Genomic DNA, 17,070 nt, shown 5'->3' on the forward strand with positions numbered 1-17,070 from the left:
CGGTTCGTGAGCGTCACATCTGGGACGGCAGGAAAAGGACGAGCGCCGGAAACAGCGCGAGCAGCGCGACTCGAATGAAGTCGGCGACGATGAAGGGGATCAGCGCCCTGAAGACGGGTCCGGGGGCGATGTTCCGGAACACCGACGTCAGCACGAAGACGTTCATTCCGAAGGGCGGGGTCAGGAGACCGATCTCGATGGTCACCACGACGATGATGCCGAACCAGATCAGGTCGAAACCCGCCGCGTCGATCAGCGGCAGAATGATCGGCATCGTGATGAACAGCGTCGAGAAGCTCTCGAAGAAGAAGCCGAGGAACAGGTAGAGCAGCACGACAATGAACAGCAGCATCGCCGGATGCGGGTCGATGTCGCCGATCCAGTCGGCGAGCGTTTCGGGCGCGCCGGTCATGGCGATGAAGTTCCCCAGGATCGTCGAACCGAGCAGGATGGGGAACAGGGCGCCGGTCGTGCGCACGGCGCCGAGGAACGCATCCCGCAACACCGCCAGGGTCATCGCCCCCCGGATCCACGTGAGAAGCAGTGCGCCGGACGCCCCGATGCCGGCACCTTCCGTGGCCGTGAAAACGCCGCCGTAGAGCCCGCCCATGACCAGCACGAACAGGGCGATCACGCCCCAGACCTCGCGCAGGGCGCGCCACTTCTCGGACCAGGGAACGTACTCGCCGCGCGGCCCCGCATCCCGGTCGCGCGCGACGACGAAGCCCACCGCCAGGGTGTAGAGAACCATGCCCAACAGACCGGGCACGATGCCGGCCAGGAAGAGCTTGGCGATATTCTGCTCCGCCAGGATCCCGTAGATGATGAGCACGACGCTCGGGGGAATGAGGATTCCCAGGGTTCCGCCGGCGGCGATCGTGGCCAGCGAGAAGGACTCCGAATAGCCGAACGAGCGCATCGGCGGATAGGACACCTTCGCCATCGTGGCGGCGGACGCCACGCTGGACCCGGAAATCGCCGCGAATCCGCCCGACGCGAGAATGGCCGAGATCGCCAGCCCGCCGGGCATCCTGCCGATGAAGGCATAGGCCGCACGGAACAGGTCGCGGCCGAGCCCGCTGGAGGCAACGAAATTGCCCATCAGCACGAACAGCGGAATGACGGTCAGCATGTAGCTGCCCAGCTCGAAAGCCGAGCCCGCCACCATCTTGCTGGAGACGGAGAAGCCCATGTAGTGGGCGTAGCCGACAAACCCGATGATCCCCATCGCCAGCGCGACGGGGATCCGGATCAGGATGAAGCCGACAAGGGCAACGAGGCCGATGACGAACTCAGTCATCCTCGGCCTCGTCGTCGGTGGGACCGGCCACGACGGCATAGGCCGCCAGGGCCGCCGAAAGGATCAGGGTCAGGGCGATCGTCCAGGCCACGGCCGCGACCGGCAGTCCCAGCACGAGGGTGACCTCGCCGGACTTGCCGGCGGCCAGCCCGATCATGGCGATGCCCATTCCCGCGAGTGCCATCGCGATCGCCACGCCCGACACACCGTCGATCGTTCGCTTGAGCCATGACACCCGCTTCAGGACCGGGTCGATAAGGGTGACCCTTATGTGATCGTTGCTGGCAACGGCGACCGCGATGCAGAGATAGATCATCACCTGCATGGCCATCTCGGTGACCTCGAAGCCGGCGGCGATCGGCCGCTGGAACGCGTACCGTGCCCCGACATCGACTACGGTCAGCAGCATGATCCCCGCGAGGATGAGCGCCGCCGCATATTCGAGTGCCTGCACGACACGTCGCCATACCAGCCGGATCCGGCCGGATTGCTTCGTTGAAGTCACGCTGGGTCGCCCTGCGATCGCGATGAACCCCTATTCGGCGTTCATCTTCTCGATCTCGGCGCGGAGGTCAGCCAGAGCGGCGGCGGCGTCGATCTTGGTATCTTCGACCGACTTTGCCCAATCCGCTTCGAGCGGGCTGATCGAGGCGCGGATTTCCTCCACGAACGCGTCCGGGGCCTGATGCACCTCGCCGCCCTTCTCCTCGTAGATCTTCCAGCCGCGGGCATCGGCCTCGTCGGATGCACGGCCGGCGATCCGCGAGAAGGTCTCGCCGGTCACCTTGGCCAAAGCCGCCTTTTCCTCGTCGGTGAGGGCGTTGTACTTGTCCTCGTTCATGACCAGGGCGAAGCTGGCGTTGTAGAAGCCGCCGGGAGCCGAAACGACGTTCTGGATCAGGTCCTCCAGCCGCCAGCCGCCGAAGACGTCGGCCGGCATGAAGGCACCATCGACGATCCCGCCGTTCAGCAGCTCGTACAGCTCCGAGGCCGGACGGGACACCGGAGCCGCACCGAGGACGGTGGCGAGCTCGAACGCCATGCCGCCGGGCGCGCGCAGCTTCTGGCCCTGCAGCGAGGCCTTGTCCAGATAGGCGGTCTTCGGCGACATCAGATGGCCCGGGCCCGGCGTGAACATCGCAAGCGGCACGACGCCGTCATGTTCGTTGGCATCGGCCAGGCTGCGCTCGAAGACGCGCTGATAGGCCACCGAAAGCGTCTCGGCATCGTTCGCGAGCAGCGGGAATTCGGCGATCTTGGTCAGCCGGAAACGACCAGCGTTGTTGCCGTGGGAGATGAAGCTGATGTCGACCAGGCCATCGCGCACGCCGTCGAACGTCTGGGCGGCGCCCATGGGCGCCTTGGGCAAATAGCGGATCTTCAGCAGGCCGCCGGATTCACGCTCGACCATCTCGGCCCAGTCGTTCTGCATGAGTTGCGTGAAGTGATGCTTGGGCGGCGTCCAGCCCGACACGGTCAGCACCGTCTGGGCCGCGGCCGAACCGGACACGCAGACCGTCAGGAAAGCGGCCGCCGCGGCAACCGATATGGTCTCAAACAAAGATTTCATGGTCTTCCTCCTTTACGATTGGATCGCGCAAGGCAACCGTGATCCGCGGCTTGCCCTTGCGTTGTTTCGTCTCTATCCGCACGCGCCGACGGACCTGCCGGACCGACCGGCAAGATCCCGAAAGGCCCGGTACCAGTCGTCATTGCGGCTGTTCAGCCGCAAATGCGTGTCGAAGTGCCCCGCACCCGGCTCGATAGTGCTGGTGATGGGCTGGCCGGCGTCGCGCAAGGCGTCGCACATCCGCGCGTTCGAATCGCGGATATGGTCGAAATCGTTCTCGCCCCACATGAGGTGAAACGGCGTTCGATTGCCGGCGAGCGCGCATATCGGGCTCGCGCCGGCATCGTCTTGCGCCGCGCGGAACAGAAATCGGTACACCCGCCCCTTGCCGGTGTCGGACGCGACCCCGCCGTAGCGCAGATCCATCGGAGCGCTGACCGGCATGCACGCGTGGACCGGCGCGGCCTGCCGGGACAGAACGGTCATGGCAGCGATCTGGCCGCCCGCCGAATGCCCGCCCAGCACGATGCGATCGGGATCGCCGCCATAATCGGAGATCCGCGCCTGGATCGACCGCAATGCGCCGATCCCGTCTTCCAGCTGGCTGGGCCATTTGTGATCGGGGGCCAGACGATAGGTGACGGCGGCGAATATCGCGGGCTGCGCGACGACGGCCTCGGCCATGAACCGCAGCCATTCGAACCCGCCGGCAATCCAGGCGCCGCCATGCAGGAACACGAGAACGGGCAGATCGTCGCCGCGGGCAGCACCGGCCGGCACATAGAGCTCGACCGCCTCGGCCGGGTCGTCGCCGTAGCGCAGCACCGCCTCGGGCGTCAGCGTCGACGCGTCGGACAGCGCGCGCGCCCGACGATCGTAGGCCATCGCGTCATCCGTCCCCGAAAAGGCCGGCTCTGCGGCGCACGGCACGTCTTTACCCGACACGGGATCCTCCAGCGATCAACGATCGATGGACTTATGCGTGCGGGCCCGTCGGCCGTAAATCATCCCTGGGGATCATAGGCTGCGGTTATCACGACGAGGCGTGGAACGGCTCACGTCGCCGCGCGGCGGACCGAAGAGGCCGCGGCCGTCAGACAGGCGATCGCTACGACAATCAGGCGCTATCACGCCTTGCGGTCCGGGCCGAAACGGACGACGCGGAGCGTCCGCCCGCCACCGACGCGCGGAAGGGCCGGTTTCGGCGGAGGAACGAAGTTGCCGTCCTCGGCTGCGCCCCACGCGTTGACCGCCACCCGGTCGCCGCTCTGGCCGGCGGCGAGCCTTCCGGCGATCCATCGCGCCGCCTGCGGCGCGGCGACGCTCGTCCCGTTCAGCGCCACGAAGGAGCCGCTGCGCGATCCGGCGCTGAGCACGCCGCGCAACACCGGGGTATCGTCGCTGACCGCCGCGGCGTCGGGTCCGGTCCGGTTCGGGTTCACTTCGTTGAACGCTGCCGTGATCGGGCCGGCGGCGGAATAGTCCGCCAGCTCACCGGTCGCTTCGACGAAGCCGGCGAGCACCGAAGGCCGTTCGCCGCAGGCGAACCCGCTCAGCGTCGCGCTCCGCTTGACCGGGCAGGTGGATCCTGGCGGGTCCGTCGGCAGGGGCGCGCCGAAAGCATCGAACCGGACATAGCAATCGTTGTCGAAATACGACTGGCGGCCGAAATGGGGGAAGCCGGGCAGCGTCTCGTCGCGACGGATCCAGACCCGGACAGGCTCCGTCTCGGTCAGCGAGCGGTTCTTGATCTCGATTTTCCAGACTCCGGCCGGCGCGACGGTCGCCGGATCGTCGTGGCTATAGGTCGGCAGGGCGCTGACGGTCACGAGGCCGCGTCGCGTCGGGTGCGGCTGAAAGGCATACCAGAGCCGGCCGACAATGCTGTTCTGGCCCGACAGCAGATCATGGGCCGACCCGGGGGAGGTGACGACGGGATCGCTCCGCGGCCCGCCGGCCGGCGTGACCCGCACCTCCACCATATCCGCCGGATTGTCCCGGTACGGCAGCCAGATCTCGACGTAGCTCGCCGACAGGTCGTCGGGCTGGATACGCCAGTCGAGCTCCGCCACGTCCCCTTCGTTCCGGAACCGGATCTCGGCGTGGGCCCGGGCCAAATTGCCGTTTCCCGCCGGCAGCGTCACCTGCCGCTCGTAGGGGGCATTCGGCCGGAGCTTCTTGTCGATCATGCGCTCCACCACGCCGGTACCGTCGTGGGGGCCCGCGAAATTGCCGTAGCTGAAATTGACGACGAGCGGGACCCGCCGGCCCGGATCGCCGGGGAAGCGGAAGCGCCGCACCTGCTTCTTGATGAACTGGATCGCCAGCCCGAGGAGCGGCGACAGATCCGCGCCGGTGACGTCCATCGTCACCTCCGTGGGTAGCTGCACGCACACGATCGGCCGCGTCTCGTCTATCTGGCCGGGAACATATCCCGCGGCGATCCCCATGACATGGGTTCCGTGCGAGACGCGCAGGGCGGCGGGCTTGAAGCCCGGAACGGCATAGTCGATCAATCCGGCGTCCCGGTAGAACCGATCCTCGTCCAGCAGGCCGGCCATCATGTTGGTGGCCAGCATCCCGTCGATCTCCCCGCCGGTCAGCGCGCGGCCCTGCGGCACCGCAAGCGCCAGGGCGGGGTCCGGCGGCGCGTCCATGATCCAGCACGCCGCAACACGCGATTTGTCGAGCTGCGACGTGCGAAACAGCTCATGCGCGAAGGCGATACCGTTGTCGATGACGGCCGTAACAACGGTTCCGTCCGGCACCTCGATCTCGGGCAGGCCGGCGGCCAGGGTCTCGGCCCCGAAGTCGATCACGCCCGGCGGAGCGATCGTTCCCAGCACGATCCGGTTCACGCCGAGTTCGTTGTTGCGGTCGTTGGCCTCGCGGATCAAGACCTCCTTCGCATAGACGGTCGGATACTGGAGCCGGGGAGTCGCCTCCCGGTCTTCCTTTCCGTAGAGGCTGGGAACGAACAACGATCCCTTGAGGTCCTCCCTGGCATCGACCGCCCTGATCAGATCGTCCAGCGAGGTGTCCTCGAGTTCGAAGAGGACGCTCCACCAGGGGTCCTTGAGGCCCGGCTTGAGCTGGGTCGCCAATGTCAGGCGGAAATCCGCGATCGGATTGACGATGTCCTCGGGCTTCTTCTCGTTGTGCCAGCGCAACATGGCAACGCCCTCCCTTCAGCGATCCGCCCCGCCTCAGGCCCCCTCGTCCACGAGATCGAGCCACTCCTGCTTCGCGTGGTGCCAAAGCCACGCGAGCGGCGCGGAGCGAAGATCGTTGGCATCCAGTGCCGAGGTCGTTTCGGTGGCCCAGTCGTCCTGGCCGGTCTGGGTTTCGGTGGCCGTGTTGTAGAGCAGCGTCCAATCGAAATCGGCGGTGGCGGGATATTCGGTCCCGTTGAAGGTCCATCCCTTCAGCGCATTGCCGAGACTGGTGCACCGGCCGGCGAAATAGACACCGAGCGTGAGTCCCAGGATCGCGCCGGCAACGCTGTCGACGGGGAAGTGTACGCCGGCGACGGTGCGGTTGATCGCGATCCGCGCGGCCTGCCGCATTAGCATGACGGACCAGATGGTGTCGTCGTAGGGCACGACGCCTGCGTCCCGGAGCAGCAGCAGGAGAGTGCGCGCGAGCGTGAACGACTCCGTGGCGTGACCGCTGGGCAGCGACCCGTGGGTCGGCGTCAGGATCATCGGCTGGATCTGCGGCGAGAACTCGATCGGCCGCTTGCAGGCAAGTGCGTACTTGAACCGCATCTCGACGAGGTTGGCGAGCCCCTGCGCCACCGACAGAAGCTCTATCGTGTAGGGGGTCCGGGATGGATTGATATACGCGATCGACCGCAGGAACTCGGTCGGCGTAGCGAGTTGCGAGATGACCTCCGCGGCGCGATCCGGCCGCAGGTCGGCGTAGTTGGCGATCAGGTTCAGCTGAGCCTTGAAGGTCGCCATCGTGGGACGGATCAGCGTCGCGAGCGGTTTGTACGCCGCGTCGGGCGGCACCAGCCCGGTCCCGCCCTGCGTCAACTGCAGGTGCCAGACATGGGCCGCGCCGGTGTCGGCGCCTGTCGGCTCGAAGGTATAGCCGAGCCGCGAGGCCAGTTCGAACATGAACAGACTGCCGCGCACGGCCGGCGAGAGTCGACCGAGATACGCGTCGTACTCCTGTTCGTTCTCCTGGATGGCGGCGGTGACCGGTATCCAGGTGCCGGCGATGCCGTCGCGATTGGTGATCAGGGCATTGACGACGAGCGGCGAGTCGAAGGCCGGCGCGCCACCGAATCCGCCAAATCCCCCGAAGCCACCGAACCCACCAAATCCGCCAAAACCGCCGAAGCCGCCAAAGCCTCCGAAACCACCAAATCCCCCGAAGCCTCCAAAGCCCCCAAACCCACCTTCCGGCGATGCGGATTCCGGACCAGTCATGGCGCCCTCCCTTGGCTCTATCCTCGGCCTGTCTATGCCGCCGTGTCTGCCTACGGCGGCAGACCGGCCTGCTTCAGCGTTTCGGCGAACTCGCGCCCGATCTTGAATGACGCGCTCGGTGAGGTCTCAAGCCACCGATGGACCGTCAGATCGGGTTGTCGCGTGAGAAGTTCCTGGACCGTCAGCTTCGCTTCCGGGGCCTTGCCGAGGCGCATCTCGGCGACCGCCTTGACGCGCAGCGTCGACGTATGGGCCCGGTTCGAGCGTAGCGACAGTTTCGAAAGTTCGAGCGCGCGCTCGTAGTTCTCCGCGGCGACGGCGGCCGACGCGGCAAGCGACAGGTAGAAATACCTGTGCGGGTCGATCGGCGACAGGTGCAGGGCCAGCTCCGTGTCGCTCATCGCCGCCTCGCCCTGCCCCTTGAACGCGTAGAGCGTGCCCCGCAACAGCCGCCCCATCGCGTCGTTCGGGTTGTAGTCGAGCGCCATGTCGTACCGGTGCTCGGCCTCGTCGAGCCGATGCGCCAGATTGGTCAGGGCGAAGCCCTCGGCGACCAGCGCGGGAACGTTCGTGGGATCGTAGTCCAGGGCGTTTTGCGTGCACTGAAGGGCCAGGGCCGTCTCGCGGGCCGGCGAGTCCGTCCAGCCCTGCTGCACGGAAAGAACGTGCCACTTGGCCTTCCACGCCAGGGCGGTCGCCGGCTGGCTGGACGACCGCTGTATCAGTTCCTCCAGCAGTTCGCCGGCATAGCCGAAATGGCGTCGTGACAGCCTGTGGATCAGGCCGACGGCGCTCATCAGCAGCGAATAGGCTTCCAGCGTCTGCATCGGGCTGGACAGGGCAAGCTGCATCTCGGTGCGAAGGATCGCGTTCTGGCAATCCTTGGCGATCTGATAGATGGCGGCCGCGTCCTTCAGCAGGTCGGGCACGCTCTCGCTGATCCGGCTCGACCAGATCACCCGGCCGCTCTTCACCTCGGCAAGCTCGATATCGAGAACGACGTGATCGCGATCGCCGCTATAGGTGCCGGACAGGACGAAGTCGGCCTTCAGGGTTTGTCCGATCTGGGCCAGCGGACTTTCTCGCATCCGGAAACCGGTCGTCGACAGGCGGGAAATAACGTTCAGTTCCGACGAGCGCGACAGGGCGACGATCAGCTCCTCGGCAAGCACCTCGCCGAGCGTATAGTGGTCCCGCGACCGGCTGCGCGGCGCGAACGGAATGACGGCGACGGTGGGGAGAAGGTCCTCGTACCGAAGCAGCGGTACAACGCTGGGATGCGTTCCTATCGGGTGAACCCGGAATGCGCGCACCGGATGAGCGACGTTCTTAAGATGACACTCGCCGATATCCTCGAATTCTGCATCGAGTTCGTTCGACAGCGCATCGCGCACTTCGGCGGTCGCGACGATCTCACCCGGGCGGGCGACGGACATCAGGCGCGCGGCGATGTTGACGTGCTGACCGTAGAGGTCGTTGTCCTGGGTGGTGAGCACATCACCCACATCGATACCGACGCGCAGATGCATCTTGCGGCCGGAGGGAAGCGAGGCGTTCACGTGGTCGAGTTCGACGGTGATCGCGAACGCGAAGCGCACCGCGTCGGCAACCTCTTGGAACTCCGCGAAAATTCCGTCGCCCAGGTTCTTGACCAGCCGGCCGCGATGCTCGGGCAGAAGGTCCGCCTGCACACGCTCGAGGAGAGTCAGCCAGGAGCGAATGGCATCGTCGTCGTCTGTCTTGAACAGCCGCGCCGACCCGACGACATCGGCGAAGAGCACGGCCTTCGCCCTGCTTTCCATCTTGTCGAAGAGACCGTCGATTTTCGAGTTCTCAGGGGCTGCTCGCATCGCACAACTCGCTACGGGCACGCCCAGCCCGCCATGGCCGCAAACCCGAACTATAGCCGTCTTTCAAAGCACCCGCGAGTCGAAGGGTTACCGTGCTCACGGTCCGGGCTACCCTGTGCGCCGTGCGGGGATACCGGGTGGTGCGACAGTCCCGAACCGAGATCCCTGTTTCGCTTGAACGCCCGTGATCACTGGGCGAGGCGGCGGCGCCGCGGCCCTTCCCTGACGATAACTCGGGCCCCGACGGGCCATGATCAACCGTTAAGCCGACTTCCGAGACCGCCGCACGTCGGCGCCTGACCATCGGTTCGGTAACAACGATTTGACCAGCGTCACGCACCTCGGCACCATGTCGACGGACGGTTGTCCGGCGGACTCCGTCCGAATGCCCAACCGACTGGCGAAGAGCACACTTCGATGGGAAGTGAGGAACAGGTCTCTGGGCGCGTGGTCGCGGTGCGCGGCGCTGTCATTGATGTATCGTTCGCCGCCGCGCCGCTCCCGCCGATCGATCATTCCCTTGTCATAGAGGGACCGGGCTCGAGGCCGATCGTCGCCGAGGTGCAGGCCCATCGCGACAAGCATGTCGTGCGCGCCGTCGCGCTTCAGCCGACCACCGGGCTCCAGCGCGGCGCCCGGGCCCGGCTCTCCGGCGGCCCGCTGGAAATGCCGGTCGGGGATGCCGTTCTCGGCCGCCTTCTCGATGTGACGGGCAAAATCGGCGACGGCGGGGCGCCGCTGCCCGGTGACGTGCCGCGACGTCCGATCCATCGCCGCCCGCCCCCGCTCGCGCAGCAGGCCGGGACGACCGACCTGTTTGCGACCGGCATCAAGGTGATCGACCTGCTCGCCCCGATCGCGCAGGGCGGCAAGGCCGCCATGTTCGGCGGCGCGGGCGTCGGCAAGACCGTACTGGTGATGGAGCTGATCCACGCCATGGTCTCCGGCTACCAGGGGATTTCCGTCTTCGCAGGCGTTGGCGAACGTTCCCGCGAGGGCCACGAAATGCTGATGGACATGCGGGAGTCCGGTGTGCTCGACCGGACCGTGCTCGTCTACGGCCAGATGAACGAGCCGCCCGGCGCGCGGTGGCGGGTGCCGCTGTCGGCCCTCACGGTCGCCGAGTATTTCCGCGACGAGGGCCATCGCAACGTGCTCCTGCTGATGGACAACATCTTCCGTTTCGTTCAGGCCGGTGCGGAGATTTCCGGACTGCTCGGACGCCTTCCCTCGCGGGTCGGATACCAGCCGACGCTGGCCAGCGAGGTCGGCGCGCTGCAGGAGCGCATCGCCTCGGTCGGCGGCGCGTCCGTCACCGCCATCGAGGCGGTCTACGTGCCCGCCGACGACTTCACCGATCCCGCGGTGACGACGATCGCCGCCCATGTCGACAGCATGGTCGTGCTGTCGCGGTCCATGGCCGCCGAGGGGATGTACCCGGCCATCGACCCGATCGGCTCGTCCTCGATCCTGCTCGATCCGCTCGTCGTCGGCGACGAGCATGCGGACGTGGCCGTACAGGTGCGCCAGACGCTTGAGCACTACCGAGAGCTCCAGGACGTCATTTCCCTGCTGGGCATGGAGGAACTGGGGGCCGAGGACCGCCGCATTGCCGAACGCGCGCGGCGGCTGCAGCGGTTCTTCACCCAGCCCTTCGGCGTCACCGAGGCCTTCACCGGCGTTCCGGGCCGGTCGGTCGACGTCGTCGATACGATCGCCGGCTGCAAGGCGATCCTGGCCGGCGAGTGCGACGACTGGCAGGAAAGCTCGCTCTACATGATCGGCACGCTCGCGGAAGGCCGCGACAAGGAGAAGTCGGCCAGGACCACGGCGAACGCGCCGCGAACCGGAGGCGCCGAGCGGTGAGCGGGGCGCTGCATCTCGTCATCACCACGCCGGCGGCCGTGCTCGTCGACCGCGGCGACATCCGGTCCGTGCGCGCCGAGGACCTGAGCGGCAGTTTCGGGATACTTCCCAACCATACCGACATGCTGACGGTGCTGCCGGCCTCGGTCGTTCGCTGGCGCACGCCCGACGATGCCGAACATTTCTGCGCGGTCCGCGGCGGCGTCCTGTCGGTCAGCGACGGCCAAAAGGTGGCGATCGCCTGCCGACAGGGCGTCCTTGGCGACGACCTCGGCAAGCTGGCGGCCATGGTCCGTGCCCGGCGCGCGGAGGAGTCCGACGCCGACCGGCGTGCCCGCGTCGAGCAGACGCGCCTCCACGCCCGTGCCGTGCGCCAGCTCATGCGGTATCTTCGACCGGAACGACAGCAGGATTGGCCACAGCCCGACCGGATGTCGACGGATCGGGAGAAAGGTACGCCGTGAGCGAGACCGACGGCCCGAACGAATCCGGCAAGCTGGCGGAAGCCGCCCGGCGGGCCGCCGCACGCACGCAAGGGGCGCGCGAGGATCCCGAACCCTCGCTCGGAATGCGGTTCGGGCAGATCGGTATCCTCGGCTGGACCATCGTCGTACCGACGCTGGTCGGCCTCTTTGCCGGGCGATGGCTCGATCGGGTATTCGAGACCGGCGTGTTCTTTTCCGCGCCCTTGCTGATGCTGGGGGCGGCTTTCGGTTTCTGGTCCGCATGGAGATGGATGCACAGGCAATGAGCGCATCGACCATGTCCCTGATCGCCCAGTCCGGCCTCGGGCTGCTCGTCGGCCTCGGCGTCGGCGCCGTGCACTTCGGGTCGCTGTGGTGGAACACGCAAATCTTCGCGCGATCAGGGTCCATGGTCATGGCGCTCGCCATCCAGTTCGGCCGGTTTGGCCTGCTGGCCGCGGTCTTCGTCCTCCTGTCGCGGCTGGGCGCGCTGCCGCTGCTGGCCGGCGCACTGGGACTGCTCGTTGCCCGTCAGGCCGTCATCAAGCGCGTGGGACCCGTCGGATGACCGCATCTCCCTTCGTCCTCGAACCGGTCTTCCACATCGGCCCGATGCCGATCACCGCACCGGTGCTCGTGACCTGGGCGATCATGGTGCTGCTGGTCGCCTTCTCTTTCATCGCCACACGCCACCTGTCGCTTCGCCCCTCCAGGGCCCAGGCGGCGCTGGAGCTTCTCGTCGACGCCATAGACGGCCAGATCCGCGACACGATGCAGGTCGCCCCCGCCCCCTATCGGGCACTCATCGGCACCATCTTCGTCTATGTGCTCATCGCCAACTGGTCCTCGCTGGTGCCGGGGGTGGAACCGCCGACGGCGCATCTGGAGACGGACGCGGCCCTTGCCCTGATCGTGCTGGGCGCGACCGTCTATTTCGGCATCCGCACCCGCGGTCCCGCCGGCTATTTCAAGACGTTCGCCGAACCGACATGGGTGATGATCCCGCTCAACGTCGTCGAGCAGTTCACCCGCACCTTCTCCCTCATCGTGCGTCTGTTCGGAAACATCATGAGCGGCGTCTTCATCATCGGGATCATCCTGTCGCTCGCCGGCCTGCTCGTACCCATTCCGCTGATGGCGCTCGATCTGCTGACCGGCACCGTGCAAGCCTATATTTTCGCGGTCCTGGCGACGGTTTTCATCGGCGCGGCGGTGAGCGAGACGCAATCCGGCCGATCCGACGGCGACGACCAACCACGAGGCAAGTCATGAACTGGATCGAGATAGTCAGCATCCTCGCGGCCGCGATCGCCGTGTCGTTCGGCGCGATCGGGCCGGCCCTGGCCGAAGGGCGCGCGGTGGCCGCGGCGATGGACGCGATCGCGCGCCAGCCGGAGGCCGCCGGGACGCTGTCGCGCACCCTGTTCGTCGGCCTCGCGATGATCGAGACGATGGCGATCTACTGCCTTGTCATCGCCTTGCTCGTGCTGTTCGCCAACCCGTTCGTCCAGTAGCGGCGGTCGGGACATGCGGATCGACTGGTGGACGCTCGGGCTCCAGGCGATCAACGCGCTGGTCCTCGTCTGGCTGCTGAGCCGGTTCCTGTTCAAGCCGGTCGCCGATATCCTCGCCAGGCGACAGGCCGCCGCGGACCGGATCGTCGATCAGGCCGAGGCCGCGAAGGCGGCCGCGGAAGACGAAAAGGCGAAGGCGCAGGCCGAAGCCGCCAGGCTCGCCGCAAGCCGCGGTGACGCCCTGAAGCAGGCCGGCGAGGAAGCCGAGAAGCGGAAGGCGGCCCTGATCGCGACGGCGCGCGAGGAGGCCGACAAGATCCGCTCGGAAGCGGAGAAGGACATCGAGCGCGCGCAGGCCGCCGGTCAGCACAAGGTCGCAGAGAAGGCCGGCAGCCTGGCCGTCGACATCGCCGCCCGGCTGCTCGACCGCCTTCCCGACCAGGCGCGCGTCGCCGGCTTTGTCGATGGCCTGGCGGACGGCGTCGCCGCCTTGCCGGACGACATCCGTGCCGATCTCGGCGCCGACGGGACGCCGTTGCAGATCGCCGCGGCGCGACCGATGACCGACCGCGAGCGATCCGATTGCCGGGACGCGTTGAAGAAGGCGCTGGACCGGGATGTCGAGATCGCCGTGTCCGTCGATCCGAAGCTGATTGCCGGCCTGGAGCTGCGCGGGCCGCACGCCGAGGTTCGCAACAGTTTCCGGGCGGACCTCGACCGTCTGCTAGCCGACCTGAACCGCCATGACGAAAACCAAGCCTGAAGGTCTCGACAAGCAGTGGCTCAAGCGGAGCCGCAGGGCTGTCGCGAGCGCGCGGCTCGGGCCGCAGGTCGAAACCATCGGGCGCGTCGAACGGGTCAGCGACGGAATCGCCTTCGTCTCCGGCCTGCCCGACGCCCGGCTGGACGAACTGCTGCGGTTCGAGGGAGATCGCTACGGCTTCGCCATGACGCTAGACGCCGACCTGATCGGCGTCGTCGTTCTCGACGACGTGACGCAGATCGAGGCCGGCAGCCGGGTTTCCGGCACCGGCGAGGTGGTCCGCGTTCCGGTCGGGCCGGGCCTGTTGGGCCGCGTCGTCGATCCTCTCGGCCGGCCGCTCGACCGCGACGAGCCGGTCGCGGCCGAAGAGCGCCACCCCATCGAGCGGCCGGCGCCGGCCATCATCGAGCGCGACCTCGTTTCCGAACCGGTCCAGACCGGGATCCTCGCCGTCGACGCGCTTTTCGCCCTCGGGCGCGGCCAGCGCGAGCTGATCATCGGCGACCGCGCGACGGGCAAGACGTCGCTGGCCGTCGACGCGATCATCAACCAGCGGGACTCCGATATCGTCTGCGTCTATGTCGCCATCGGGCAGCGCGCCTCCGCGATCGAACGGGTGATCGAGGCCGTGCGCGCGCACGGCGCACCGGAACGCTGCGTGTTCGTGACGGCGCCCGCCGCGGTCGCCCCCGGCCTTCAATGGATCGCCCCCTTCGCCGGGTTCACGATCGCGGAATACTTCCGCGATCGCGGCGGCGACGTGCTGATCGTCATCGACGACCTGACCAAACACGCCGCCACGCACCGCGAACTGGCGCTGCTGACCCGCGAACCTCCCGGCCGCGAGGCTTACCCCGGCGACGTCTTCTACGTGCACGCGCGCATGCTCGAGCGGTCGGCGAAGCTCTCCGAAGCGCTCGGCGGCGGGTCGCTGACCGCCTTGCCGATCGCGGAAACCGATGCCGGCAACCTGTCGGCCTATATCCCGACGAACCTGATCTCGATCACGGACGGCCAGATCGTCCTCGATTCCCGCCTGTTCGCGGCCAACCAGCGGCCCGCCGTCGATGTCGGCCTGAGCGTCAGCCGGGTCGGCGGCAAGGCGCAGAAACCCGCCCTGCGCGATGTGTCGGGGCGCGTGCGCCTCGATTACGCGCAGTTTCTCGAACTGGAGATGTTCACCCGCTTCGGCGGCATATCCGACACCCGCGTCAAGGCACAGATCGTCCGGGGCCAACGTATCCGCGCCCTGCTCGCCCAGCCGCGATTCTCGCCCCTGCGCCTGCCCGATCAGGTGGCCTTGCTTGCCGCGCTGGCCGACGGGATCTTCGATACCTGCCCGACCGAAACGATGAACGACGTCAGGGCGCGGCTCGCCGGCCACCTCGACGCTCACGCGGCGCAGGCCGTGGACGCCGTGACGAAAGCGGGTGCGCTGGAAGCCCCCGTGCGGCAAGCGCTCGTCGAGGCCGTCTCGTCCCTGGTGGCAGACGTCACGGCCGCATCGCAGGCCGAGGCCGCAGCGCCATGACCGAACGGCTGAACGACGTCGAACAGCGCATGGGCAGCGTCCATCAGCTTGAACTGGTGATCACGGCCATGCGCGGCATCGCCGCCTCCCGGTCGCGCGAAGCCCGGGCGCGGCTTGCCGGCATTCGCGCCTATGCGGACACGGTCGGCAACGCAATCGGCGAAGCACTCGCCCTTCTGCCCGCCTCCGCGACTGCCGCCGAACCCCGACACGGTACCGGGGGCCGCATCGTCATCGCCCTGTGCTCCGAGCAGGGCTTCGCCGGAACCTTCAACGAGCGGGTGCTCGCCGCCGTCGAGCGCCATACGCAGGCTGCGGACGGCGCGCCGACCGACCTGCTCCTGGCAGGTGATCGCGGGCTCATGGTTGCCGCGGAACGTGGGCTGTCGGTCGGTTGGTCGGCACCCATGGCGGCCCATGCCGACGAAGTGCCGTCGCTCGCCAATCGATTGGCCGACGCCGTCTATGAGAGGCTGTCGGCAGGGGCGACCCGCGCCGACATCGTTCACGCCACCCCGGCCTCGGGTGGAGCAATCGAGATCGTGGACCGGGCTCTGGTTCCGCTCGATTTCGGCCGCTTTCCCGTCTCGCCTCGCCTGGTGCCACCGCTGGTCACGCAGGAACCCGGGACGCTTGTCGCGCAACTGGCCGAAGAGTACCTGTTCGCCGAACTGTGCGAGGCGATCATGGTGTCGTTCGCGGCCGAGAACGACGCGCGGATGCATGCCATGATCGCCGCCCGCGACAACGTCGACGAGAAGCTGGACGAGCTGACCGCCGTCTACCGCCGCCTGCGCCAGGAAGAAATCACCAACGAGATCGTCGAACTGGCCGCCGGCGCCACCGCCGAACAGGAGTCCGGCCTCCGTTGAGCCCGCTTGCGACGATGGAGCGGCCGGTTTTCCACAATCACGGAATTCGGTGCGTCACGACACGCCAAATTTACGGGTCGTTATCCACGACCGACGCAGGATGCAGAGACGGATGGCTGCCGTACGGTGTGCGGCGGGCGACCGTATTCGTGTGCGGCGCAGCAGACCGCTGTAATGCCGCAGCTTCATTGATCATGGATAACAAGGCCAGAAGGGTCAGATTGCGAAGTGCGGCAGCGTTCGCCGCGGGGCTATCGAGGCTGGAGGCGGAGGCCAGTCGAGCATGACGAATCATCCCTACACATGGGTTCAGACGGCGCGCGGCGGCGCCTTCGACCTGCTCGAGCCGACTCCCGAGCAGGTACATCCCGCCGACCTGGCCGAGCACCTCGCCAAGATCCCCCGGTTCGCCGGCGCCACGCCGAATATCGTGATTTCGGTCGCCCAGCATTCGGTGTTCGTCGCCGAGGCGCTGCCACGCGACCTTCGCGCCTACGGTCTCCTGAACGACGGCCACGAAGCGTATCTCGGCGACGACCAGGGCCCGAAAGTGAACGCGATGACCGTGCTCGCACCGATGGCACTGGCCGCTGTTCGTCAGCTGCGGTTGCGCGCCGCCGCCGCCATCCACACCCGCTTCGGCCTCGCCTGGCCTCCGCCGGTCGAGGTCGCCGCCGCCGTCAATCGGGTCGATGCCCGCGCGCTCGCTGCGCAGAAGCTTCACTTCATGGCGCCGGAGCCGCGGCCATGGATTTCCCTGCCCGAGCCGCTGCCGGATGTCGGCAGCCCCTGGTCCTGGACCGAGGCGGCCGAGCGGTATTACGAGACGCTCAAGCGTTATGCGCCCGAGTGGCCGTCATGACCGTTCCCGCCGTTTCGGCGGATTTTGGCGACGACCGGCATA

Annotated in this window: 17 protein-coding genes; 10 read left to right on the forward strand and 7 right to left on the reverse strand. The window is 67.3% G+C overall.

Annotated features, from left to right (window positions below; translation table 11 throughout):
- Positions 1 to 13: 13 nt before the first annotated feature.
- From MUB46_RS17735 to MUB46_RS17765, 7 genes are all read right to left on the reverse strand, one after another.
- Positions 14 to 1,300, reverse strand: a complete 1,287-nt coding sequence (locus MUB46_RS17735; protein ID WP_261617285.1) for a TRAP transporter large permease — start codon at positions 1,298 to 1,300, stop codon at positions 14 to 16.
- Complete coding sequence (locus tag MUB46_RS17740) at positions 1,293 to 1,754, reverse strand: TRAP transporter small permease (RefSeq protein ID WP_261617286.1); 462 nt, start codon at positions 1,752 to 1,754, stop codon at positions 1,293 to 1,295. Before MUB46_RS17740 ends, MUB46_RS17735 begins: the two co-directional genes overlap by 8 nt.
- Positions 1,755 to 1,835: 81 nt before the next feature.
- Complete coding sequence (locus MUB46_RS17745; RefSeq protein ID WP_261617287.1) at positions 1,836 to 2,870, reverse strand: TRAP transporter substrate-binding protein; 1,035 nt, start codon at positions 2,868 to 2,870, stop codon at positions 1,836 to 1,838.
- A 72-nt stretch (positions 2,871 to 2,942) separates the two neighbouring features.
- Positions 2,943 to 3,755: an alpha/beta hydrolase gene (locus MUB46_RS17750; RefSeq protein WP_261617288.1), complete on the reverse strand. Its 813-nt coding sequence runs from the start codon at positions 3,753 to 3,755 to the stop codon at positions 2,943 to 2,945.
- Between the two features lie 242 nt (positions 3,756 to 3,997).
- Positions 3,998 to 6,043 carry a S8/S53 family peptidase gene (locus MUB46_RS17755; RefSeq protein ID WP_261617289.1) on the reverse strand — a complete coding sequence of 682 codons (2,046 nt, stop codon included), beginning with the start codon at positions 6,041 to 6,043 and terminating at the stop codon, positions 3,998 to 4,000.
- 33 nt (positions 6,044 to 6,076) lie between these two features.
- On the reverse strand, positions 6,077 to 7,306 hold the full coding sequence (locus tag MUB46_RS17760; protein WP_261617290.1) for a phosphatase PAP2 family protein: 1,230 nt from the start codon (positions 7,304 to 7,306) through the stop codon (positions 6,077 to 6,079).
- Positions 7,307 to 7,356: 50 nt separating this feature from the next.
- Positions 7,357 to 9,156, reverse strand: a complete 1,800-nt coding sequence (locus tag MUB46_RS17765) for an adenylate/guanylate cyclase domain-containing protein (RefSeq protein ID WP_261617291.1) — start codon at positions 9,154 to 9,156, stop codon at positions 7,357 to 7,359.
- Positions 9,157 to 9,573: 417 nt separating this feature from the next.
- Here MUB46_RS17765 and atpD point away from each other — a divergent pair, with 417 nt between their 5' ends.
- The 10 genes from atpD to MUB46_RS17815 all read left to right on the forward strand — a co-directional run bounded on the left by atpD (position 9,574) and on the right by MUB46_RS17815 (position 17,028).
- A complete protein-coding gene (atpD, locus tag MUB46_RS17770; RefSeq protein ID WP_261617292.1) occupies positions 9,574 to 11,022 on the forward strand; it encodes a F0F1 ATP synthase subunit beta in 1,449 nt (482 codons plus the stop codon).
- Positions 11,019 to 11,486, forward strand: a complete 468-nt coding sequence (locus MUB46_RS17775; protein WP_261617293.1) for a F0F1 ATP synthase subunit epsilon — start codon at positions 11,019 to 11,021, stop codon at positions 11,484 to 11,486. Before atpD ends, MUB46_RS17775 begins: the two co-directional genes overlap by 4 nt.
- Positions 11,483 to 11,773 carry an AtpZ/AtpI family protein gene (locus MUB46_RS17780; protein ID WP_261617294.1) on the forward strand — a complete coding sequence of 97 codons (291 nt, stop codon included), beginning with the start codon at positions 11,483 to 11,485 and terminating at the stop codon, positions 11,771 to 11,773. The genes MUB46_RS17775 and MUB46_RS17780 overlap by 4 nt, the downstream gene beginning before the upstream one ends.
- Positions 11,770 to 12,054, forward strand: coding sequence for an ATP synthase subunit I (locus MUB46_RS17785; protein ID WP_261617295.1), 285 nt, complete (start codon positions 11,770 to 11,772; stop codon positions 12,052 to 12,054). Before MUB46_RS17780 ends, MUB46_RS17785 begins: the two co-directional genes overlap by 4 nt.
- On the forward strand, positions 12,051 to 12,758 hold the full coding sequence (locus MUB46_RS17790) for a F0F1 ATP synthase subunit A (RefSeq protein ID WP_261617296.1): 708 nt from the start codon (positions 12,051 to 12,053) through the stop codon (positions 12,756 to 12,758). The genes MUB46_RS17785 and MUB46_RS17790 overlap by 4 nt, the downstream gene beginning before the upstream one ends.
- Positions 12,755 to 13,000 carry a F0F1 ATP synthase subunit C gene (locus MUB46_RS17795; protein ID WP_261617297.1) on the forward strand — a complete coding sequence of 82 codons (246 nt, stop codon included), beginning with the start codon at positions 12,755 to 12,757 and terminating at the stop codon, positions 12,998 to 13,000. Before MUB46_RS17790 ends, MUB46_RS17795 begins: the two co-directional genes overlap by 4 nt.
- Before the next feature lie 13 nt (positions 13,001 to 13,013).
- Positions 13,014 to 13,763 (forward strand): F0F1 ATP synthase subunit delta, encoded by a 750-nt coding sequence (locus tag MUB46_RS17800; RefSeq protein ID WP_261617298.1) that lies wholly within the window; start codon positions 13,014 to 13,016, stop codon positions 13,761 to 13,763.
- A complete protein-coding gene (locus MUB46_RS17805; protein ID WP_261617299.1) occupies positions 13,744 to 15,294 on the forward strand; it encodes a F0F1 ATP synthase subunit alpha in 1,551 nt (516 codons plus the stop codon). Before MUB46_RS17800 ends, MUB46_RS17805 begins: the two co-directional genes overlap by 20 nt.
- Positions 15,291 to 16,166, forward strand: coding sequence for a F0F1 ATP synthase subunit gamma (locus MUB46_RS17810; protein ID WP_261617300.1), 876 nt, complete (start codon positions 15,291 to 15,293; stop codon positions 16,164 to 16,166). The genes MUB46_RS17805 and MUB46_RS17810 overlap by 4 nt, the downstream gene beginning before the upstream one ends.
- A gap of 283 nt (positions 16,167 to 16,449) precedes the next feature.
- A complete protein-coding gene (locus tag MUB46_RS17815) occupies positions 16,450 to 17,028 on the forward strand; it encodes a hypothetical protein (RefSeq protein ID WP_261617301.1) in 579 nt (192 codons plus the stop codon).
- Positions 17,029 to 17,070 lie beyond the last annotated feature (42 nt).

Source organism: Microbaculum marinisediminis (assembly GCF_025397915.1).
Taxonomy (GTDB): Bacteria; Pseudomonadota; Alphaproteobacteria; order Rhizobiales; family Tepidamorphaceae; genus Microbaculum; species Microbaculum marinisediminis.